A 20,679-nucleotide genomic window follows, 5' to 3' on the forward strand; every position below is an offset into this window, starting at 1 on the left:
TACAGGTCCATGTGAGCCAGGCGGGGGCCAACCCCCTCGCCCGGTCCTCCGTACTGGTCGTCCTGGAGAGCGAACTGCTCCGCTGCGGCGTGTTCAACCTGCTCCAGAACATCCCCTCGGTCGGCCCGGTCTGGTCGTGCAGCGGCCCGGTCGCCGCGCGCGGGCTCCTGTCCGAGCACCGACCCGACATCGTCGTCTGCCACGGCAGAGGCGGGTCAACTGCGCCCGGGCTGCACCCCCGAGGTGGTCGCACGGGTGGTCGTGGCCGCCTTCTTCGGCGTCCAGCACATCTCGGACGCCCTGCACCACCGCACCGACATCGTGGAACGCTGGCAGGAGGTCAAGGACACCCTCTTCCCGGCCATCCGCGCCTGACCGCCCCGACACCGACGCGAAGCCCGTCACCCGGCTCGGCACACCCCTCCCTACCGTGCGTGCCCGTCCGGCGGGCGGCCGCGGGCGGCTGAGCTGCTTCCATGCGCCACTGAACGTGGCCGGGCCGGCTCGGCTCGGCTCGGCTCGGGGTGATATGCCTTGCCCGAGCCGCTTGCGTACCGCGGTCTGTCGCGGGCGAGCCGGTGCCGGAAGTTCGACTTCGCGCCTGGCGCTGAAGGCCGATCTGCTCCGCGATCCGCCTACGAGCCGACCTTCAGGTCTGCGTCTCCCCACAGCGGGCCGGCCTCGACACACGCCGGACCTGCGGGCGTCCATGTGCACGTGAGCCCGCCCGATCCGAGCAAGCCCGCACGGACCGCCCGCCTCGGGCAGGATCAAGCTGTGAGAAACGCACCGATCGGGCCGACTACCGTCACCGATGCCGACATGGCCCGCATGCACACGACAGGACTGGCCAGGGAGTTCGACATGCGCGGAAGCAGCTCGGTACAGCAGCACAACCTCTCGGCAGGAGGTTCCTGGCTGGCGCCCGAGGACACCGGGCGGGACGGCACCCGCACGGACATCGGCCGCAACGAGGCGGCCTGATGATCCCCGCGCACCCTCCGGGGCGCTCCCCGGTGCTCGCCGTGGCGGCGATAGTGCTCGCTGCGCTCGCCGCCGGCTGCTCCGGCGGTGGCGGCGGGGAGGGCGGCCGCGCGGCAGCCCCGGGCCCGTCCGACTGGGTCGAGGGGGCCACCACCGAGTCTGTCGCCCGGACCCTGCGCGTGGAGATCCCCTCGACGGCGACCGGTGCCGTCGCGGCGCACCGCAGGGGATTCCAGGACGACGGGCTGATCCTGTCCTTCGTCCTGCCCGCGGAAGCCGTGGACTCCTTCCTCACCCAGCTGAAGCCGGAGCAGCCCCTCAAACTGCGCGAGCAACCCTTCGCCGCCGAGGCAACACCGGCCACGCCGTTCGCACAGCTGGGGCTGCCGGAACCGGATTCGCTTCCCAAGGTCAGGGAGGGGCAGGTGTGCGCACCCTGCAAGGGCGACCTGAACTGGCTCAAGGTCGCGGTGGCGCAGATCGACGAACGGAGCAGCCGCGTCTACCTCAGAGCGACGGCCTGACGCCCGCGAGAAGCCATACGCGACTCTCATCGTGCAGCAGGCCTGTGATGGTGCTGTCGACACGCAGTCAGGCCTGTTCCCACGGTGCGGGATTCGGGCGGCGGTGCCACCACCAGCCGGCCGGGGCCCGCTCTGCAGAGGCTCCCGACAGTTCTCTGCGGAGGCTCCCTGACGGGTCGTCCTCTGTCGCGGCGGCGAACCGTCTGTCCAGCTGCTCCAAGGCCTCGGCGAGCAGCTCGGTGACCTCGCGGGGCAGGCGGTCACCGATCCCGGCCAGCTCGTCGCGGGCCTCCAGCCGCTCCCGGTAGAGGTCTGCCGGATACCACCCCGATGGCGCCCACGCGGATTCCATTTGCGTGATGACCCTCTCCCACACCACCAGGCTGCCCTCCGCGGTCCGGACGGGGCTGCCGGCGGCCTGCCCCATCCTTTCCGCCGATGCCGCGAACGCCCGGGCCACAGGCGTGTCCGGCCTCTGTTCCCGCACGATTTCGGCGAATCCCGTCACGGTCGCCCGCGGCAGCTGCGGTACTGGGGCCTCGACGGCGGTGACCTCGTACAAGGGCGGCTCGTCGTCGGAGAGTTCGAGCCGGGCCCGGGTGAGGAGCCCTTCCGGCGTCACGGCCCAGTAGGCACTCGGCGGTGCCTCCCCGGCGGGAAACAGGACGGTCGTCATCACGGCCTTCGCGAACCCCGAGGCGACGTCGGCCTCGGCCGGCCGGCCGGCGGATCCCTCCTGGGCGTACACGTCCAGCGACCGGGCCACGTCACCGCGGACCGCCCGGTAGGCGCAGGAGACGGGCGCGTCCCAGTTCCGGAGGCCGGGGTCGACGTCGCCGTCGGCATCGGCCACGTCCACGTCACCGACCGCGATGCCGAGGCATCCGGCCAGCGCGAGGGCCATGGCCTCGGGGCTGACGGCGTCGATGGTGAGGAGGTTGTACGTCACGGACACGTCCTGTTGTAGATGACCACGGCTTCTCGACGACGATGCCTGGATTGTTCGTGAAGCCCGGACTCTCGGCCCCTTGCGTTTCCGGGAAACCTGGTCACGGCACTCCCGGAAGCGCGATGCCTTCGCCGCAGGGCTGCCGCTTCGCGAGCTCTGCCGCTATGAACGGCGGCATCCATGGCCGTGTCCCCTCACCCGGGGTGGAACGTTCGGACTTCGCAGCGGAAGAGGACGCGGGAGGCCGTGTCGGTGGTTCTGGCGTGGAGGAGGATGCCGGTGGCCGGGTCCACGGTGAAGTCGCAGACGAGGTCTTCCTCGGGGGCCCAGGCGCTGAGGGGGAAGGTGCGCAGGGGGCGGACGGTGGCGCGGAGGGAGTGGGGGCCGGTCAGGGTGGCGTCGGCCAGGTGGGACACGATGCGGGCCGGCGTGAGGAGTTCGGCGAGCCTGGCGGCGGCCGGGGCCGCTCGGTCGCTGCGGTAGGCGCCGCTGATCTCGACGGTCAGCGTGCCACTGGGGCTGTGCACGGTGACGGTCCAGCGGCGCGGGGAGGGCAGCGCTGCCGTCGGCAGGGGCGGGTCGAGGCCGGGTTCGGCGTGGATCTCGGCGCGCAGCCGTACGGGGTCGAGGAGGCTGGTGGCCATCCGGGCGAGTACGGGGCCGGCGCCCGTACCGTCCGGGGCGGGGGCTGCCGGGTCCGTGTCCGTGTGTGTGTCCGCGGAGGTACGGGCGAGGCGGAGTGTGCCACTGCGGAAGCAGCCGTGGCTGTCGAAGGCCTCGGCGCGCAGGAGCAGGCCGGAACGGACGTCGACGGCGACGGGCAGGCGGGAGGCCCCCGGCGGGAGCCAGGGGTCGGTCGGATCGGCCGATTCGGGGTCGGGGGTGAGCACGAGGTCGACCGCAGGCCGGCCTTCGTGCCACGTGAGCCGTCCGTCGGAGGCAGTGGCCACCGCGCCGACGAGCCTGGCCGGATCGGTGAGCGCGAGGCACGGATCCGTACCGACAGAGACGTCCCGGCGCAGTTCCGCGGTGGAGGCGTCGTCGAGAGTCTCGCGCGCGTCGGGTTCCGGCTCGCCGCTCACGAAGCGGGCTGCGCCGGTTGCTCCGTAGCGCCCGGAGACCTCGTGCGGGACCCGGTGCTGGACGGCTTCGGCCACCGCGGCGAAGCGGGTGTCCTCGGCGGCGGCCGACGCCATCCTGCCCAGGGCCCAGCGGGCCGCCGCACGGGGGTCCGGGGCGATCCCGGTCAGGGGGTGGGGAGCTGCCATGACGCCCACTTCTCCGGCCGCCCCGGTCCGTCGGACGGCCACTGCACGTACAGGACACGGTACGGGTGGCTCTCCGGGGCGGGAGCCGACGTCTCGATGCGCCAGCCGTCGCCGACGCCGCGCGTGATGCGGCAGCCGGGCTCGGTGATGCCGGTACCGCACGCCAGGACCGCCTGGTTCGCCGTGTCCTCCTTCGGGACGCCGGCCTGGTCCAGGGCCTTGTGGACCATGAAGGACGCGTACCAGGGCCGGCCCGGCCCGGTGACCTCGACGCTCAGCGGCTCGTCACGGGACGCGCTCCGATCACGCTGCCACGTGAGCCGTTCCGGCGGAGCGTGCGAGCCGCCCCGCTCCCCCCACGCCCCGGCCACCAGCGGAAGCATGTCGGCGAGGCGGGTGTCCCGTGCGCTCGGCGTCGAGGGGGCGGCAGGTGTACGGGGGACGGCACGAGGTGGGTCTTCCTGCCGGCCGCTGCCGCAATTGCCGACACGACGGACAGGACCCTGCGCCGAGTTGCCATGACACTCCGACTCGATCGAACGAACAGCCATGCAGCCGATGTTGTGGATGCCCATGTATAGCTGCCCCGGAATGCTCAATGGCACCGTAAATCCATGGCTTTGACCCGAACGCCGTAATCCGGCGGCCGGTGAGGGGGTGAGAGCCGTCCGGCTGCGGCACTCCTCCTTGCGGCGGGGCCCCGGCCCGCCCCCGTCCGCCGCGTTCCAGCACCGTGCAGCCAGATCGTCTCCTGATACACGCCTCGACCCGACGACGGCCGCACCCACCCCAGGGTGCGGCCGTCACCGCATTCACACCCCCACCACGCAGCCAGCCTCCGCGCCCACGACCTCAGACGTTCAGAACCCCCAGGTCACGACCATGCCCTCGCCTCAGGCCCGCGCCTGCGGCAACCCGTGCGACCACTCCCAGCACGATCCGCTAGGCTGTCAGCGGTCAGTCGGCTACCAGGCGTGTGCCCGGGAAAGTGTCCGCGAGGGCATCTGCACCTGGGTGTGCTCACGTCATCTGACCAGCATGTTTGTCGAGACAGGTCGGGCGATCCCTCTGGGATTTCCGGCAAGGTTTCCGACAAGCCCCCGCCTTCGTGGGATGTGTCTAGAACACCAAAATCCCAGGTCAGGGTGCCCCTCCCGAGAGATTGAAAACGAGTTTCTCGGATCCCCAATCGCCACGGTTCGCCATTCGCCTCGATCGCGCCTATTGCGAGCGGCGCAGTCCGCCGCCCTGCAGGAAGCATCGGCTGCGCCAGCACTACGCGATTCGCGCGAGCCCCGGACAGCGCCTAGGTGCTGTCCGGGGCGCCGATCATGACGAGCATGAGAGCGACGTGCGTACGAGGGGGCACGTGGTGAGCGGCGCTTGCCCCCCTGCGCCTGGTCCTGCACACCCCAGGAAGGTTGTCTGCCTCACGCTTATGCGGAACGATCTCCGTCCGTGTAAACGCAAGAGGGGGCGCAATGCCGTGGGAAGACGGGAAGACCCGCTTTGTAGGTGAGGGCACGGTGACACTCGCCGATGGACGCGACGTACCGGTCGTCGCCGCCCTGGTGCTCAAGCTCGATCCCAAGACCCTGCCTGGCTTCACCTACGACCGGCACACCACCTGGGCTGGGAGCCTGCACACAGACACCGACGACGACCTCTGGGACGCCTCGCCCGGCCGGTTGACTCTCCCCGATGGCCGAACCGGAACGTTCATGGCTACGAGCGGATCACCCGACCTTGTCGGTATCTCCGGCCTGGGGCCGGCCCCATTCGGTCCGGTCCTTGAGATCGAGACAGCCTGGGAGGGACCCGAGCTCGCCCTCGACGATTCCTCTCTCCCCCCCCAATGGGGTCGAGCCGGATGCCGCCCAGCAGGCTGCCGAGCAGCAGGAACGCGCGCAGCGGCGGGGTATGACTGCTGACGAACTCCAGGCCCGCTACCGCGTCCGATGGATCCCGGACTGATCGAGGAGGCGGCAAGGCGTGAGCAGCAAGTCTTGGGGCTCAGACCGTTCGCACCGGTGCCACCGCCACCGGCGGGCGCGCGCGGTGGGGTTCAAGCCTGATCGCAGGATCGCCCGGGGGGCGGGCCGGGCAGGCTCGCCTGGCCTCGCCAAAGCCGCCCCCGGGCTGTGCGGCCGCGATCTTGGCAGCCACCGTAATCGTCGGCTGGCCCGTTGCCGGCGGTTCCGCCTTAGCGAGGCAGCTCGGTGTCGAAGAGCTTGAGCACCGATGTGACGAGCATCAGAGCGTAGACGGTGTTGATGCGGGAGTACTGGTTCCTGGAGACGCCATGGGCGCTGGGATCCTCGCGTCTCCGTTGGCCGGGTAGTACTTGGCGTGGGCGTACCAGACAGGGGCGAACGTGCAGGCCGTCCTGAACTTGTAGGCGTCCAGCTTGAACTTGTCCCCGTTCTTCTTGAAGTTGTTCCTCGTGAGCTCGACTCTCAGGGCCTGGCTGAGGTCGCGCTGGAGGATGGAGTCGAGCAGGTTGGCCGCCAGGGCCTGGGCTGCGCTGGTGTGGCCATCCCTCAACGCGTTCACGACGTCCAGGGCGAAGCTGCGCGCAGCCTGGAGGTCGGGGTGCTTGACTGCGTCGAGGACGCCTTCGCAGTAGTTGGTGATGCCCTTCCAGCGCTGCCCGATGAGCCGCCTGCGCGCAGCGGCGTCGGCAGCGTCCAGGAAAGCCTGAACCGTGCCCGGACCCGGGACCCACATAAGCGGGATTCCCTCGTCGACGAGGAGCGTCTCCATTTCACCGCGAGTCCGGGCGTCAGCTCTCGCAGGTTCTCCGGATAGATGCCCCGGGCGGCTTCGGCCATCGAGGCGAAGACCCGGTGCCGGCGCGCGGTCTGGAAGGCGCTGGCTGTATACGGTGCGAGGGCCTACGTGATCGCGTCGTTGAAGCCGGTCCGATTTCGGCGGCACCCGGAGCCGTGCCGCAAACCCCAGCACCACCTCTGCTCTTGCACCCGGCGCGTCCTCAGCGGCGCCATCCGCTGGCACGCGTCGCGTACGCCACACCCACCCACTAGCTTGCTGTTTAAATAGCAGGGATGGATGGTGGGGAGGTGACCATCCAGCACATCCCTGACGCCCAGCAGGACCGGCGGGCACTCCTGCTACTCGTCGACGACGACCGGCGACTGCTGCTGTGCGGCAACTGCTACGGCGAATGGACCCTCCCGCCCGTCCACGTCGGGACGGACGGGGATCCCGAACGCCTGGCCCGGACACACCTCGCGCAGACCTTCGGGATCTACACCCCCGCCTCATGGCAGTCCGCGGCATTCACACCACCGCGACAGGCCAGACCTGGCAGCACGAACGGGTCACGGAGACCCACGCCCTGATCTGGCGGATCACCACTCAGGAGGCCCAGTCGGCCTGCAGCCAGGCAGACAGGCACACCCTGTGGATACTGAACGACCTGCGGCGCCACCGAAGACAGGTGAACCCCCAGGGGGCGATCACCCTCCTGGCCGGATTCCTCGAAGGCTGGCTCCCCGACGGCTCTCACACCCTGAACTGACCCGGCCAGGCCCGACCGGGCCGGGGCGAGGCAGGGCCGGCCGTCAGCCGACGCACATGGCCGCCACACCGAGCAACGCCACCGGCGGCCGCTGGAGCTCCCACGCCGCTGGTCGACTGCCCAGGGGTTCAGGAATAGTGGAGTGACTCTCCGCCATTCCGACACCTGGCTGGGGTTCGGCTCCGGTCAGACCTGTTGGCGACGACTGGGCCGCTGGCAACAGGCGGGCGTCTTTGACCAACTTCACCAGCTCCTGTTCGCGAAGCTGAACGTGGCCGGCGAACTCGACTGGTCCCGATCGTGCGTGGACGACTCCCCCATCCGCGCGAAAAGGTGGAGCGGCGACCGGTCCGTCGCCGGTCGGCTGGCGGAAAACGGGCAGCAAGCACCACCTGATCTGCGACGGCAAGGGCACCCCGCTCCACGCCCTCACCACCGCCGCCAACGTAAGCGACATCACCCAGACCCTCGCGCTGGTCGACGGTATCCCACTCGCGGCCGGACGCCCCGGCCATCCCCGCCGACGTCTCGATGCCGTGCTCGGCGACAAGGCGTACGACTCGAAGGCCGTGCCGTGAACTACGCAAACGCCGGATCCCGCCGGCGATCTCCCGCAAAGGCTCCCCGAACATCAAGGGCCTCGGCAAGCTCCGCTACATCGTCGAGCAAACGTTCGCCCCGCTCCACCAGTGCAAACACCTCGCCGTTCACTGCAACGATGCCCCGAACTCCAGGACTCCTTCCTCTCGTTGGTCTGCAGCCTCATCTGTTGGCGACGCCTGAAGAAGGCCCATTCATGATCCTGTTACGAGCTCTTAGGTTCGTGGTGTTCTCACGGGGCGGCCGTGCCGGCGAACGGGTTCAGCTCTTCGTCGACCTCGCCAAGAATGTCGCCCAGCGTCGAGCGGACCTGCGCCGCTCGATCGACCGGCTCGGTGGTGATCGTGATGTGGGCGGCCGCCACAGCGGCAAGCCGCTCGGCGGTCGAAGCGTCCGCGGCATACGCCATGACGTAGCCGCAGCGGTCCTCCGACCAGCGCAGTTCGTGCACGGTGTCGCCGATCTCCAGCGGGACAGAAATCTGGAAAACGCCCTCGGCCGCCCTGGCGTCGTCGACACCGGTCACTGCGGTGACCCGACCGGGTTCGGCGACGAGGAACCGGATGGCTGCCGCACCCTCGGCCGGATAGGTACCCGAAAGCGGCTCGTCCCGCTCGGCCAGCAAGTAGGTGGTCTCCTCCATGTCGATGCCGTGGACGAGTCGCACCAGGTCGTTGATGTTGTCGCCGCCACAGCGGCTGTGCGACTCGATCACCCGGGGACCGTCGGCGGTGAGGATCACCTCGGTGTGGGAGGGGCCGTCCACGAGGCCGACCGCGTCCAGGAGGGACGTCACGAGCTCTCGTACGGACTCCTGCTCTTCCCCGGTGATCGGCGCGGGCACCACGTGGCCGAGCTCCACCACACCCCCGCCGGTGTCCTTGCCGGTGATCGCGACGATCGTGTGACGGCCTCCCACCGAGAAGCTCTCCACGCTCAGCTCCCGGCCGATCAGGAGCTGTTCGACCATGAAGTCACGGACGCCGAACTCCTCGTGCCAGGCCCATGCCCCGTCGACTTCGGCGACCGATTCGATCTTGCGAACGCCGAGGCTGCCCGAACCCATCGTCGGCTTGAGCACGGCCCCACCATGTTCCTTGACGAACCCACGCAGTTCCTCGTGGCCGGGTGCGGTGAGGGTGGGAACCGGTCCGATGCCCTGCGTGTTGAGCAGGGCGCGCAGCGCGGGCTTGTCGTGCAGGAGACGGTTCGTGCGGGCGTTGTTGCCGGGCAGCCCGAGGGTGTCGGTGAGGTGGCCGGCCACCACCTGTGCGGCCTCCGTCTGGGTGAATACGCGGGCGAAGGGACGCTGTTCGTGCAGTGCGCGCACGAGCGCGGTGACGGTCGGCACGTCCTGGTAGTCCACCAACAGGACCTGGGCGCAGTGCGGCACGACCTCCGGGTCGAAGGCGGACGGCTTCTGGACGTGCACCACCTCGTAGCCGAGAGCGGCGGCCTTGCGCACGATGACGGCCTTGCCACCGAGCACGAGAATGCGGATTGCGGTCATGGGGTTCACCTCTGGGTGTTTCGTCGCGAGTGCGGGGGCGGGGATCGCGGCATCGTGCGGTTCCCGCCGGGTGTCGGCAGCGGCTTCCGGGTGCGCCTCTGAAGGCGCAACGACCTCAGCGGAGGAACTCCGGAGGGAGATGGGCAGCCGCATGGGCGCAAGGCGCGCCGGTAGCCCCCGTGGATACCCTCGGCTTGGGACGAGGGGGAAGGACAGAGCTCCTACGGAGCGGGGCAGGCTGGTCCGCTCACGTGCGGAACAGCGTTGCCGGTGGCAGTGGGTTGGTCGGTCTCGCGTGGCTCTCCGCGTCCGGCCCACGCCGGTACGGCGGACAGCGCCGGTGGGACGCCCGGTCGTACGCCGGTCGCCCTCGCTCGTTCCCCACGAGCGAAACGGCCTTAATCCGCGCTGTCAGGGCGACTCGGGTGCGGCGGCGAAGAAGGACTCCGCATGAAGCCGGGCATCCGGGTCGGCCAGGTGGCCGTTGCTGCGAGCCCGGTGCAGGAGGGCGCCTCCCCAGGTCATGTCCAGATAGCGGGCGGTGCGCTGCAGCATGCCCACCAGAGGTTCTGCGTCCTGGGCCCCTCCGCGGGCGAACGTGCTGACCGCCCACAGCGTCTTCCCGCGCATCCGATCCCGGAAGCGGAGATCCGGACGCATCATCCACGTAGCCCAATGGTCGAGGTACAGCTTGGTCTGCGCGGAAACGCTGTACCAGTAGAGCGGGGACACAATCACGATGTCGGAATGCTCCAACGTCGCCTTGAGGCAAGCTTCTTCGTCCCCCTCGGCTCCGGATGCGGACTCTCCCGAAAAGCGAAGCCCGCTCAGCTGGTGCCAACTGCACTCGGCCCCCGCAGGAAGGCCCTCGGCCGCACGGCGCGCCAGCGACTCGGTGACGCCTCCCTCACGCGCGCTGCCGAGCATGAAGGCGAAGCTCCTCGCCCGGTCTTCGCCAAGCGCGGGATCCGCGCCGCTCAGCTCTCTCCTCGCTGGATTCGCTGCCAGAACCGAACTCGGCATCAATCTCTTCCTGTCAATCTGCTGTGGACGTGCACTGGGTGACGGTCACGCCGGCAGTGGATGATTCCCCTGGTGGACGAGAGCTCGACACCGATTCCACCAGGGGCTTCCGCGTGGAGACCACGTCTTGCGGGCTATCCGGCCGGATGTGCGACCACAGGGTGGGTCAATTCCGCGGGCCAGTGGCGACTGTCGGCACCGTGCTTGTGGAGAACCGCCAGCGCGATCCTCTCCAGCCCGAAGGCGACACACGAAGTGTGCGCCTCGCCATCGGCCATCCGGAATTCGAACTCGGCCGAGAAGTGGTCCTTGTGGCAGTTGCACGAGACCACAGCCTGGCTGAGGCCGTCCGCCACCTCCACGACGAGTTCCCATTTCAGCTGCTCTTCGCGCTGCATCGTGCCCATCATGCGCCCCGCGGCGCCGAAGAAGGGATCGTTGGCCGGCACCACGTTGACCGCCAGCCCCAGCGTGCGCAGCCACTCGGCCGCGCGCTCGATCCAGGCGTCACGCCAGCCGAGTACGGACTCGGGCTTGTCGACCCGGATGAGTTCATGCATCCGGAAGGAGCGCATCCTGCCAGCCTCGGACGTGCGCTCGTGGCGATAGCAGTGCCCGGTGAGGTCGAAAACAGCGGGTTCGGTGAACTCCGCCTTGGTCAGCTGCGGATACAGGTGATAGCAAGCGGCCGGGAGCAGAGCGACGTCGCTGAGTTCGTGCCGCCGCGTCCAGGGCTCACCGTTGCGCAGCGCCGCCGCCAGTTCGCGCCACTCCTGATCGTCGCCCTCGTAGGTATGCACGGTGCCCAGCAGGTGCGGGAACGTTTCGACGTAGCCGAGCCGCTGGAGCAGCTCCCTGGAGATCACCGGGGGCACACCGATCCGCGTCGGGGCGTCCCCGGCCGCGAGCCGCGCTATGGATGCCTGCAGGGCGTCGATCAGCGTCTCGAAAACGGCGCCGGACGTCACCAGCCCCGGCAGGCCGGTGTCCGCGAGGACCGTCCCGTTCGAGGGAACGGTCGCAGCTCGTGTCACGAAGTTATCCATAACGCCTCATCAGCATCGCAGTTGCATTGGTTTCTTGCAGTCGGGTGTTGGAGATCATCAACCTGGCCGAGTACAGGTCGCGGAGCATTCGTGCCACGGAGAGCTCTCCGCGTTCCTGGTAACCCGGCATGCCGCAGATTTCGAGCGCGGTCTCGACGATCTCCACCGTCTCGGTCGAGGCGGCCAGCTTCAGGCTGTTCACCTCGATGGCGAAGTCGGTGGCCACGGCGTCCGCGTTCGTTTCGTCCAGGCGCTCGTAACCGCGAATCACGGTCTGCAGCAGACCGTTCAGAGAGTCGAGCCGCTGTCCGATGGAGGTGAGCCGCAGATCGGCGACGGAACCGGACTTCCCCTGCCGGCCGGCGAGGCGAATGCGACGGGTGGCCCGCCGAGTGGCCTCTTCCGCGATTCCGATCCAGGCGGCGCTCCACAGGATATGGGAGAGCGGCACCATCGTGTGTGCCGCCACTTCCGCGAAGGGCGTGTCGAGCACCTGCGAGGAAGGGACGTCCACGAGGATGCGACACCCCGGGCTGCGCGTACCGCGCATGCCCATGACGTCCCATTCGCCGACGTTCTGCAGTTCCACCTGCTCCTTGGACGCCAGCACGAGCACTTGGTCGCCGGGGGCGGCGGCCTCGTTCCGTCGCGCGGTGAGGAGGAAGGCGTCCGCCATCCGCCCGTAGGAGATGGTGGGCGCTTCCTTGGTGAGGGTGACACGGTCCCCCCGGGTGACGCAGGGGACGCGGCTCTCTCGGAGGTTGCCGCCGACCCCGAGCTCCGAGGTGACCGAGGCGATCAGCCCGCCCGCGGCGACCGTCGAGGTGAAGAGTTCCTCCGTGGCGGTCTCGGCGGGGCCGAGGTGCCGTGCGACACAGGCCACCTGCACCTGGTGCATGGTCCAGATCATCGCGGTCGATCCGCAGGAACGACCCAGGGTGCGGGCGATGTCCGCCAGGGTGGCGGTGTCGAGGCCCGGCCCGCCCAGCCGCGCGGGAAGCGCGGCCTCGAGCAGACCGGCACGGGCGAGGGCGGCCACGGACGCCTCGGGGAACACCGCGTTCTTGTCGACCTGGTCGGCGTGCTCGGCGAGGGTACGGGCGGCCGTCGCGGCAGCGGCGAGGGCCTGCTCCCGTGCCGGCCGTTCGGTCATCTGAAGTGTCATCTTCAGGCCTGGCCTTCCGCGAGTTCCGAGGTCTCGGCCAGCAGGCCACCGACTGCGTCCGCCATGGCGGCGACGCTTCCGAAGGAGTTCCGGGACAGCAGCGAAGCGGGGAATTCGATGCCGAACTCGTCCTCGAGGCCGATCATCAGCCGCACGGACTCGAGCGACGTCAGGCCGGCGGCCCACAGGTCATCGCCGGCCGCCAGGCCCTCGGTCGTCACGCTCGTCTGCCGAGCAAGAACGGTGGTGATCCGCTCGATGAGATTCGGTGGCGTCACCACGACGATTTCCTCTCCGGTGGGCTTCGGACCGACTGCCTCCACGGCCTCGGTCATTGCATCGAGCAACTTCACTTCTCGCTCCCTCAAGTCCCGCAAGATCTTGGCCATTCGCTGCGGCGATTGACCGTTTCCGTCCATCCCGACGGTGTGTGCGAAATACCAGCGGCGGGCCAGGGCGTCCACCTTCGTGGCCAGCGGCTCCAGGGTCGGGAGCTCCTTGGCCGCCGCCGCCATCAGGCGATGGGCGTACGTACGCTCCGCGGCCACGTCCGCCACATCGGGTGCGACCCTTCCGGCCTCGACCGCGCGTATGAACTCATCGAGGTCGGCCAGGCCGGCCTCACGGTGGGTGACGGCGTCGGCGTGCAGTGCGGTGAGCGCGTCGACGGCGGAGTAGGGCCGCTCGACCGTCCCGTACGACACGACCATGTCGAAGTCGCGGGCCACCGCGCTCGCCCGGGTGCGCCGGTACGTGTCGAGCGACAACGACGACGGCCCCGGCTCGTTCATCGGGTCCAGCACCGTGACGGAGTCCGGGCCCCACTCCACCACGATCAGCGCGTGCATGAGATGGGTGCGCCCGAGGTAGGGCGAGGCGATGTCGAAGGAATCGACCGCGACCACCACCGGCACACCGGCCTTGAGCGCGGCCTGCTCGGCCTCGAAGGCCGCCGGGGCCGACTCGAACCGCCGGCGACCGAGGTCCAGTCCCGAAAGCCGGGCCACGGCGGGAACCCATCGTTCTCCGGCGCGCAGCCGGTCGTACCCGGGGCCATAGGTGAACCCCCAGCTGACACCGATGAGATCGGCGGCGTCCTTGAGCCCCTGTGCTTCCAGGACGTTGCAGACCGCCTGCTGGACACAACTGCCGAACTGCGTGGTGCCCACGTAGGACAACCCGGTTCGCAGCTCCTTCAGCATGCCGTCGGCGGATGATTCGATCGTGTTCAGCATGCTTCCCCTCCTCGCGTCGCATCCGACCGCGAGACGTCCTCGGTCGTGATTCCCTTTGCATCGGCGACCAGCTCGGCCAGCCCGCCGACGGTCGACTGATCGAACAGCTCGCTCAACGGAATGCGCACTCCGAAGTGTTCGTCGATACGCGAGATCAGCTGGGTGGCGAGCAGGGACTGCCCACCCAGGTCGAAGAAGTCGTCGTCGAGAGCGACCTCGTCCAGGTTGAGCACCTTGGCCCAGATCCCGCACATGACCTGCTGTATCTCCTGCACGCCGCCGGAGGACGGCGTGCCGCCCCCGATCTCCTCGTCGTGGAGCCGGTCACCGGGTGCGCCGTCGGCTTCCCGGCCGCGGGCACCGGCGAGCGGCACGGCGGACAGGGGATGCCCCGGGGCGGCGAGGACGGCGGTGGCCAGGGCCTCGAAGTCCGCCACCATGTTCGCGACGGTGGCGTGCTCGAAGAGGTCGGTGGCGTACGCGACGATGCCGGTGAAGGTGTCGTCGACCTCGCGCAGGTGCCATTCCAGGTCGACGCGGACCGTGGTCCACGCGAACTCGAACTGCCGTGCCGTGACGCCCGGCAGCGAAAGCTCTCCCACACCGGGCCGCCTGCTGTGGAGCTGGAACAGCACCTGTGCGAGCGGATTCCGGCTGGGGTCACGGGTCGGCCTGAGCGCTTCCACCAGGTGCTCGAACGGCAGGTCCTGATGCTCGTACGCGCCCACGGCCACGTCTTTGGTCCGGCGCAGCAGCTCGCCGAAGTCCGCTTCGCCGGACAGGTCGAGCCGGAGGACCAGCGTATTGAAGAAGAGCCCGACCAGGTCCTCCGTCTCCTGACGGGTCCGGTTCGCGACGGGCGTCGCGACAGGAACGTCGTCACCCGCACCGTGCCGCTGCAGGAGCACCCCGAACAGCGTGAGGAGCACCATGAAGGGCGTACAGCCCTGGGCACGGGCGAGATCGCGCAGCCCGGCCGCGACCTCGGGGTCGAGCCTGAACGTCACGGCCGCCCCGCGCTGGCTGAGACGCTTCGGCCGGGGCATGTCCGTCGGCAACGGGAGGGCCGGCGGCGCACCGGCCAGCCGCTTGCGCCAGTAGTCAATCTGCTGGTCACGGACCGAGGTGGTCACCCAGTCCCGATGCCACACGGCGAAGTCGGCGTATTGCAGCGGGACCGCGGCGAGCACGGCGGGTCGACCGGTGGTCAGTTCGGTGTAGAACTCCGAAAGTTCCCGCAGGAGCTGGTTGTTGGACCATTCGTCGTAGGCGATGTGGTGGACGCAGATCCACAGCACGTGCTCCGAGTCCGAGTCCGCCAACTGGACCAGGCCCGCGCGGATGACCGGGCCTTCACCGAGGTCGAACGGGATCCGGATGCGTTCCATGACGATGTCGCGTGCGTGCTCCTCGTCGACGGCGGCCGCCTTGTCCAGCGGCACCGTCACGGACTCGGCCACCGCCTGGTGCGGTTGGCCACCGGGGCTCGGATAGCTCGTACGCAGCACCTCGTGGCGATCGACGATCGTGTCCAAGGCGCCCTGCAGCGCCTCCGCGTCCACGGGGCCGGTCAGACGGAGGGCCTCGACGACGTTGAAGAACGCGTTGTCCGGTACCAGCTGGTCCATGAACCACATGCGCTGCTGGGAGAAGGACAGCGGTGGCCGTGCCGGCCTGGCCGCCACCGGGATGCGATCGGTCTTCCACGCCGCGGTGTCAACGGCCGCGTCCTCGATCGCCCCAGCGAGCCCGGCCACGGTCGGATGATCGAAGAGCCGGCGCAACGACAGGTCCACCCGGAACTCCTTCCGGACGCGGGCCATGATCTGCGTCGCCAGGAGGGAGTGTCCGCCCAGGCGGAAGAAGTCGTCGTCGACACCGATCGTCGGTATCCCCAGCACGTCGGACCAGATCGCGCCCAGCCGCTGCTCCGTCGGTGTCCGCGGTGCGAGCGCTTCGCCGTGGAGCTCGTCGCGCACCGGGGGCACGGGCAGGGCTCGCCGGTCGATCTTCCCGTTCGAGTTCACGGGCAGCGCATCGAGCGCCAGCACGTTCGTGGGCACCATGTACTCGGGCAGCTTGGCCGTCGCCAGGGCGCGCAGCTCCGCGACGAGCTCCTCGGTCTCGGCGTCCGTGCCTCGTCCGGAGGTGACGTAGCCGACCAACCGCTGGTCCCCGGGGCGGTCCTCGCGCAGCACCACGACCGCGTCGGTGACTCGTGGATGCGTCCTCAGGACGTGTTCGATCTCGGACAGCTCGATGCGGAAGCCGCGGAGCTTGACCTGGTCGTCGCTCCGCCCGAGGAATTCGAGCAGGCCCCCGACGGAACGGCGCACGCGGTCCCTCGTCGCGAACATGCGCTCGCCCGGTCCGCCCCAGGGATCGGGCAGGAAAGACGCCTCGGTCCGAGCGGGGTCACCCAGATAGCCACGGGCCACGCCGGGACCGGCGATGTACAGGTCACCGGGCACGTCCGGCGGCACGGGGCGGAGCGAGTCGTCGAGCACGTAGGCACGCACACCGGGCAGCGGCCGGCCGATGGGAACGACGCTGCCGGAAGGCTGGTCGGTCGAGTGCGTTCCGGGCACGGGCGGCTCGTACACGGTGGCCGTGATCGTCGTCTCCGTCGGCCCGTAGGCGTTGAGCCACCTCACGCCGGCGGGCGCGGCGGCCTGCCACGTCGCCAGCTTCCCGGCGTCGACGGCTTCACTGCCGACGACGACGAGGCGGAGGCTCCCGCAGCGGGACGGCGGGTACTCGGACAGCTCGGACACCCACTGATGCCAGTAGGAACCCGGCAGATTGAGTACGGAGACGTCCGCCCGGTCCGCGAGGGTGACGAGTTCACCGATGTCGGGCACGGGGCCGGCGTCCCGGAGGACGACGGTGGCTCCGCTGATGAGGGTCGCGAAGAGTTCCTCGGCCGCGACGTCGAACGTCAGGGCCGAGAACTGCAGGACGCGGTCCTCCGGGACGATCCCGTAGCACTCGGCGACGGCCCGCAGCGAGTGCACGAGCTGGGAGTGTTCGACGCACACGCCCTTGGGGTGGCCGGTCGTACCGGACGTGTACAGGACGTAGGCCGGTGCCGAGGGCGCGACGTGTACGCCGGACGGGGCGACGTCCGCCCCGGTCTCGAAGACGTCCTCGACGGCGACGACGGGCACCTGCCCCGTGGGGGGCGTGCCCTCTTCGCGCGACACGAGGACGAGACCGACCTGCGCGTCTCCGAGCACGTACTCGACGCGTTCCCGCGGATGCCGAACGTCCAGGGGGACGTAGGCCGCTCCGGCCTTCAGGATGCCGAGGAGTGCCGCCGGCCACGCGAGGCTTCGGTCCAACCGGACCGCGACGGTGCTTCCCTGTCCGATCCCGCGCGCCGTGAGGTGGGCGCGAACGACCTCAGACCGTTCGGCCAGTTCGGCGTAGCTGAGGGAACGATCCCCCTGGATCAGTGCGGGGTGATCCGCTCGACGCGCCGCCGCCGCGTCGAAGAGTTCGTGCAGTGTCAGGGCACCCTGCCGCACTCGTTCGTGTGTTGCCTGGATCATTCGAAGGCCTGCCCGATCTGCCTCGCGAGTTCGGAGACGGCGGGTGCGCGCATGATGCTGTGGTGGTCCGCGTCCACGGAGCCGAAGCCGAGGCCGGGGCCGACCACGGAGCTCCAGCCCCAGGTCCGGTCCTCGTCCAGCGGCAGCTCGGCCGGCTCGGCACGGATGAGCGTGACGGGGTAGTCGGGCGTCGGGAGCTCCGACAGCTCACCGAAGTGCGCCTCCGAAGCCGCCATGTTGGCCATGTACACATCGAGCAGCGTGCGGAGTTCGTCCGCGCCCGCGTCCGGCGGCAGATGTCCGTTCTTCTGCATGGCCGTGAGCACGTCGTCGTAGGTGTGCGCCGACGAGGTCTCCTCAGGGAGCTCCAGTTCGTAGTGCCAGGCGAAGCGGCTGATCAGCGTGGCTTCCGTCAGCGGCTCGGCCTCCTGGACCTCTTCTTCGTCCTCCTCCGGGACAGCCGTGGGGACGGAGCTGTCGATCAGGATCAGCTTGCCCACCTCGACGCCGGCACGTCGGAGCGCCTGGGCGGTCTCGAAGGCCATGGCGCCGCCGTAGCACCACCCGATGAGCACGGGCGGTTCCTGAGAGGCCCCGGCGATGGCCGCGGCGTACCCCTCGGCCATCTCGACGAGGCTCTCCTGGGGGGCCTTGCCGTGCAGCCCCCAGGACTCGACACCGATGACCTGTACGTCGGCCGGCAGCAGGCGGGCCATTTCCCAGTAGCTCAGGGTGCTGCCGCCGCCGGGGTGGATACAGAACACCGGCTTGCCGGACTTCGTGTTGCGCAGGGGCACGAGGTTCGAATCGCGCCTGTCGGTGTTGCGGATCAGGGTGGCCATCGACGCGACCGTCCGCGCGCTGAAGATGGACGACATGGGCAGCTTGCAGCCGAAGGCGTTGTTGACGACGGATATCAGCTTGATGGCGCGAAGCGAGTGCCCGCCGTTCTCGAAGAAGTCGTCCTCCGGCGAGAGGCCTTCGACGTCGAGGACGGCGGCCCACAGCGCGAGCAGACGCTGCTCGACGGAGTCGCGTGGACGACCGGCCGTGGTCGATCGCGCTTCGATGGGCGCGAGGGCCTTGCGGTCGACCTTGCCGATGCGCGTGAGCGGCAGCTGGGCCAGGGTCTCCCAGCCGGTCGGCATCATGGCCGCGGGGAGCCTACGGCCCAGGGCGGCCTGGATGCCCGCGATCGAAGGCGCGGCACCGGTCTGGTTCCTGTCTCCGACCACGTAGGCGTCGAGATGCGAGACGAGACCGCTGTCGTCCGTCCGCGGAACCACGGCGCAGGCCGACACGCCCGGCTGCTGGTTCAGGAGGCCTTCGATCTCGCCGAGCTGGACGCGGTAGCCGTGCAGCTTGACCTGGTCGTCGAGTCGGCCGAGGATCTCGATGCCGACGCCGGGCACCAAGCGACCGAGGTCACCGGAATGGTAGTGCCCGGAAGCCCCCCGGTCCCCGAAGCCCGACCCGCCTTCCTTCAGCTCCGACAGGTAGCCCATGCCGACTCCCGGACCGCTGATCAGGACCTCACCCGGGCACCAGGCGGGCAGCGGCTTGTTCTCCTCGTCGACGACGGTGAGAACGTTCTCCCCGAGGCCGAAGCCGACCGGCAGAGAGGCGCACCGCTCGTCGAACAGCATGTCCAGGGAGAGGCACGAAGCACCGATGGTGGTCTCGGTCGGACCGTAGTGGTTGTACACGCGCAGGTCGGGGGCGAGCTCGCGCAGCAGATCGTGGAGGGACTGCGGCAGCTTCTCCCCACCCAGCACGAGAACCTCGCCCGGCAGCAGCGCCAGCGGCTCGGCCGACTCCGCCAGGAGGGCGGAGAGGTGGGACGGTACGAGCTTCATCGCGCTCACGGGGTTCGCCCGGAACCGCTCGGCGAGGGCCTGCGGGCTGGTGGCATCGTCCAGGCCGACCAGCCGGACGCATCCGCCGCTCGCGAGCATCGGGAAGATCGCCGTGTAGGCGAGGTCCGAGGCGGGCGTCGAGACGGCCGCGAACTCGGCATCGTCGCGGAGCCTCAGCTGTTCCAGAATCGCGGAGGTGTAGTGCGCGAGTTGCTCGTGGCCGATGACGACGCCCTTCGGCGTACCGGAGGTACCCGAGGTGAAGATCGTGTAGGCGGCCCCCTCGGCGCTCGGCGCCGCGGAACCCGACGGTGCGGTCGAAGTGGCGGCGACCGCCACCGACACAGTCGGGACCGGCAGGGTGACAGCCGCCTCGGTGTCGGGCACCAGGGCCAACGAGGCACCCGACTCCCGCAGTACGGCCTCGACCCGCTCCGCCGGCCACGCCGGGTCGAAGGGGACGAAGGCGGCCTCCGCCATCCAGGTCCCGAGCATCGCGACGACCGTGTCCTCGGACGCCGAGGCGAGCAGCGCCACGTTGTCGCCGGCGCGGACACCGCGTTCACGGAGCAGGGATCCGACCGCGGCCGACCGCTGCGCCAGCTCTCGATAGGACAGGACCTCGTCCCCACAGCGGACCGCGGGACGCTCAGGGGTCGCTTCGGACCGATCCAGGAAGCGGTGCAGCACCGACGAGTGGCGCCGATGCGGGCGAGGGGTGAGCGGCTGGTCGGCCTGCATGCGCAGCACACCGACCGCCCGCCGGCCGTCTGCCAGCGCATCGCCCAGAAGCTGCTCGAACGCCTCCGCCAGCAGCACCAGTTCGGACTTCGCCACACGTGCGAAGGTGCCGGCGAGGGTGAGGTACAGGCGCTCGGGCTCGCGTGAGCAGTCCAGGTGGAGGATTCCCGGGACATCGGAGCCGGTCAGGGGAGTCCGCCCGGCGGGCGGCTCCTCGCTGGCCTTCCCGTAACGGAAGGAGAGCACGGGCCCCGAGTCGAGATCACCACGGCCCGTCGCGACCTCGCGGCCGGCAACGCCGTGCGCCGCGTCCGTCGTGGCCTGCAGCGCGACCTCCGACGCCCGGACGACCTCGGCGAAGGGAGCACTCAGCGGAGCCGACAGGCGCACCTGCGCCACGGGTGCCGGCCGTCCCGAGACGTCCACCGCCCCGTCTGCGGCGTGGTCCTGCGCCACCACCAGGACGTGGTCGTCGCGGTCCTGCGTGTACCGCGCGTAGAGGGATCGCCATGCGGCCAGCAGAATCGCCTCTTCGCTCACGGCGAGCTCGTCGGCGACCGCCCGCAGGCGCTCGGGCAGCGACCCTTCGAGCGGCACCGACAGGGTCTCGAGCGCTGCGTGCTCGCTCCAGAGGCCGGCGGGCGAGATGAAGGGGACAAAAGTCGAAGGCTTGAGCATGTCTTCCG

The 20,679-nt window shown here is 69.7% G+C and carries 15 protein-coding genes and 1 pseudogene; 5 read left to right on the forward strand and 11 right to left on the reverse strand.

Annotated features, from left to right (window positions below):
* Window positions 1-243 precede the first annotated feature (243 nt).
* The 3 genes from OG753_RS18930 (at window position 244) to OG753_RS18940 (ending at window position 1,508) form a co-directional block, all read left to right on the forward strand.
* A complete protein-coding gene (locus OG753_RS18930; RefSeq protein ID WP_327262941.1) occupies window positions 244-375 on the forward strand; it encodes a hypothetical protein in 132 nt (43 codons plus the stop codon).
* 402 nt (window positions 376-777) lie between these two features.
* A complete protein-coding gene (locus tag OG753_RS18935; protein WP_327262942.1) occupies window positions 778-984 on the forward strand; it encodes a hypothetical protein in 207 nt (68 codons plus the stop codon).
* Complete coding sequence (locus OG753_RS18940) at window positions 984-1,508, forward strand: hypothetical protein (protein ID WP_405789301.1); 525 nt, start codon at window positions 984-986, stop codon at window positions 1,506-1,508. Before OG753_RS18935 ends, OG753_RS18940 begins: the two co-directional genes overlap by 1 nt.
* A 67-nt stretch (window positions 1,509-1,575) precedes the next feature.
* Here the strand turns inward: OG753_RS18940 and OG753_RS18945 are convergent, their stop codons facing one another.
* The 4 genes from OG753_RS18945 to OG753_RS18960 form a co-directional block, all read right to left on the reverse strand.
* Window positions 1,576-2,457, reverse strand: coding sequence for a hypothetical protein (locus OG753_RS18945; RefSeq protein WP_405789302.1), 882 nt, complete (start codon window positions 2,455-2,457; stop codon window positions 1,576-1,578).
* A 194-nt stretch (window positions 2,458-2,651) separates the two neighbouring features.
* A complete protein-coding gene (locus OG753_RS18950; RefSeq protein WP_405789303.1) occupies window positions 2,652-3,725 on the reverse strand; it encodes a hypothetical protein in 1,074 nt (357 codons plus the stop codon).
* Window positions 3,704-4,096 carry a hypothetical protein gene (locus tag OG753_RS18955; protein WP_405789304.1) on the reverse strand — a complete coding sequence of 131 codons (393 nt, stop codon included), beginning with the start codon at window positions 4,094-4,096 and terminating at the stop codon, window positions 3,704-3,706. Before OG753_RS18955 ends, OG753_RS18950 begins: the two co-directional genes overlap by 22 nt.
* A gap of 1,882 nt (window positions 4,097-5,978) precedes the next feature.
* Window positions 5,979-6,488 (reverse strand): hypothetical protein, encoded by a 510-nt coding sequence (locus OG753_RS18960; RefSeq protein ID WP_405789305.1) that lies wholly within the window; start codon window positions 6,486-6,488, stop codon window positions 5,979-5,981.
* A gap of 520 nt (window positions 6,489-7,008) precedes the next feature.
* On the opposite strand from OG753_RS18960, the gene OG753_RS18965 reads away from it, so the two are divergent.
* Together OG753_RS18965 and OG753_RS18970 are read left to right on the forward strand one after the other, a co-directional pair.
* Entirely contained in the window at window positions 7,009-7,266 is a 258-nt protein-coding gene (locus tag OG753_RS18965) for a hypothetical protein (RefSeq protein ID WP_405789306.1), read from the forward strand.
* Window positions 7,267-7,637: 371 nt separating this feature from the next.
* Window positions 7,638-7,844, forward strand: a pseudogene (locus tag OG753_RS18970) (transposase); the annotation flags it as partial.
* A 254-nt stretch (window positions 7,845-8,098) separates the two neighbouring features.
* Here OG753_RS18970 and OG753_RS18975 read toward each other — a convergent pair.
* The 7 genes from OG753_RS18975 to OG753_RS19005 form a co-directional block, all read right to left on the reverse strand.
* Window positions 8,099-9,376, reverse strand: a complete 1,278-nt coding sequence (locus tag OG753_RS18975; RefSeq protein WP_405789307.1) for an ATP-grasp domain-containing protein — start codon at window positions 9,374-9,376, stop codon at window positions 8,099-8,101.
* Between the two features lie 411 nt (window positions 9,377-9,787).
* Complete coding sequence (locus OG753_RS18980) at window positions 9,788-10,303, reverse strand: flavodoxin family protein (RefSeq protein WP_405789308.1); 516 nt, start codon at window positions 10,301-10,303, stop codon at window positions 9,788-9,790.
* 230 nt (window positions 10,304-10,533) lie between these two features.
* Window positions 10,534-11,433, reverse strand: a complete 900-nt coding sequence (locus tag OG753_RS18985) for an aminoacyl--tRNA ligase-related protein (RefSeq protein ID WP_405789309.1) — start codon at window positions 11,431-11,433, stop codon at window positions 10,534-10,536.
* A 4-nt stretch (window positions 11,434-11,437) separates the two neighbouring features.
* Entirely contained in the window at window positions 11,438-12,598 is a 1,161-nt protein-coding gene (locus OG753_RS18990; protein WP_405789310.1) for an acyl-CoA dehydrogenase family protein, read from the reverse strand.
* Between the two features lie 14 nt (window positions 12,599-12,612).
* Complete coding sequence (locus OG753_RS18995) at window positions 12,613-13,845, reverse strand: phosphopantetheine-binding protein (RefSeq protein WP_405789311.1); 1,233 nt, start codon at window positions 13,843-13,845, stop codon at window positions 12,613-12,615.
* Window positions 13,839-17,396, reverse strand: coding sequence for an amino acid adenylation domain-containing protein (locus tag OG753_RS19000; protein WP_405789312.1), 3,558 nt, complete (start codon window positions 17,394-17,396; stop codon window positions 13,839-13,841). The genes OG753_RS18995 and OG753_RS19000 overlap by 7 nt, the downstream gene beginning before the upstream one ends.
* A complete protein-coding gene (locus tag OG753_RS19005; RefSeq protein WP_405789314.1) occupies window positions 17,393-20,671 on the reverse strand; it encodes an AMP-binding protein in 3,279 nt (1,092 codons plus the stop codon). Before OG753_RS19005 ends, OG753_RS19000 begins: the two co-directional genes overlap by 4 nt.
* Between the last annotated feature and the right edge of the window lie 8 nt (window positions 20,672-20,679).

It is taken from the genome of Streptomyces sp. NBC_00029 (genome assembly GCF_045160505.1).
Lineage (GTDB): Bacteria > Actinomycetota > Actinomycetes > Streptomycetales > Streptomycetaceae > Streptomyces.

Excerpts from the sequence above, each read along its gene's own strand:
- OG753_RS18950 (WP_405789303.1), bottom strand. The coding sequence starts at position 3,725 with ATGGCAGCTCCCCACCCCCTGACCGGGATCGCCCCGGACCCCCGTGCG.
- OG753_RS18960 (WP_405789305.1), bottom strand. The coding sequence starts at position 6,488 with ATGGAGACGCTCCTCGTCGACGAGGGAATCCCGCTTATGTGGGTCCCG.
- OG753_RS19000 (WP_405789312.1), bottom strand. The coding sequence starts at position 17,396 with ATGATCCAGGCAACACACGAACGAGTGCGGCAGGGTGCCCTGACACTG.
- OG753_RS18975 (WP_405789307.1), bottom strand. The coding sequence starts at position 9,376 with ATGACCGCAATCCGCATTCTCGTGCTCGGTGGCAAGGCCGTCATCGTG.
- OG753_RS18995 (WP_405789311.1), bottom strand. The coding sequence starts at position 13,845 with ATGCTGAACACGATCGAATCATCCGCCGACGGCATGCTGAAGGAGCTG.
- OG753_RS18965 (WP_405789306.1), top strand. The coding sequence starts at position 7,009 with ATGGCAGTCCGCGGCATTCACACCACCGCGACAGGCCAGACCTGGCAG.
- OG753_RS18990 (WP_405789310.1), bottom strand. The coding sequence starts at position 12,598 with ATGACCGAACGGCCGGCACGGGAGCAGGCCCTCGCCGCTGCCGCGACG.
- OG753_RS18940 (WP_405789301.1), top strand. The coding sequence starts at position 984 with ATGATCCCCGCGCACCCTCCGGGGCGCTCCCCGGTGCTCGCCGTGGCG.
- OG753_RS19005 (WP_405789314.1), bottom strand. The coding sequence starts at position 20,671 with ATGCTCAAGCCTTCGACTTTTGTCCCCTTCATCTCGCCCGCCGGCCTC.
- OG753_RS18980 (WP_405789308.1), bottom strand. The coding sequence starts at position 10,303 with ATGCTCGGCAGCGCGCGTGAGGGAGGCGTCACCGAGTCGCTGGCGCGC.